The sequence below is a fragment of the Microbulbifer agarilyticus genome (assembly GCF_020171345.1).
GTDB lineage: Bacteria > Pseudomonadota > Gammaproteobacteria > Pseudomonadales > Cellvibrionaceae > Microbulbifer > Microbulbifer agarilyticus_D.
Window position 1 is genome coordinate 1 of the sequence record NZ_JAIUZM010000012.1, and the last position, 883, is coordinate 883.

Below are 883 nucleotides of genomic sequence, written 5' to 3' on the forward strand. Positions count from 1 at the left end.
GGGCTTTCACATCCAGCTTAACTAACCGCCTACGCGCGCTTTACGCCCAGTAATTCCGATTAACGCTCGCACCCTCCGTATTACCGCGGCTGCTGGCACGGAGTTAGCCGGTGCTTCTTCTGTAGGTAACGTCAATCCCTAAAGGTATTAACTTTAGGGCCTTCCTCCCTACTGAAAGTGCTTTACAACCCGAAGGCCTTCTTCACACACGCGGCATGGCTGCATCAGGGTTTCCCCCATTGTGCAATATTCCCCACTGCTGCCTCCCGTAGGAGTCTGGACCGTGTCTCAGTTCCAGTGTGGCTGATCATCCTCTCAGACCAGCTACGGATCGTCGCCTTGGTGGGCCGTTACCCCACCAACAAGCTAATCCGACATAGGCTCATCCAATAGCGCAAGGTCCGAAGATCCCCTGCTTTCTCCCGTAGGACGTATGCGGTATTAATCCGGGTTTCCCCGGGCTATCCCCCACTACTGGGCAGATTCCTATGCATTACTCACCCGTCCGCCGCTCTACTCATTCCGAAGAACTTTCGCGCTCGACTTGCATGTGTTAGGCCTGCCGCCAGCGTTCAATCTGAGCCATGATCAAACTCTTCAGTTTAAAGAGTCGCCTGTTGCTCACGGGAACCGGAATTTGGCTCCCCAACAGACTTAAGTCTTGCTCGGAATGCTGACTCAACCAATCAAATTGGCTGAACGTAATTCATTGACATGAGTTACTTGCTTCCGATAAATCTTTTGATGGCCCTCTCCATAAAGGATTGGGACATCTGTATCGATCCGTCGCTCCGCAAGCACCCACACATATTGCTTGATCGAATTTTTAAACAACTCAGTGCAGCGCTTGGCCATCACTGTGGGACGCGTATTCTACACATCC

1 rRNA gene is annotated in these 883 nt (G+C 52.1%); it reads right to left on the reverse strand.

The window, feature by feature from the left end:
• Positions 1–604 (reverse strand): 16S ribosomal RNA (locus LCM31_RS16230); the annotation flags it as partial.
• Positions 605–883 lie beyond the last annotated feature (279 nt).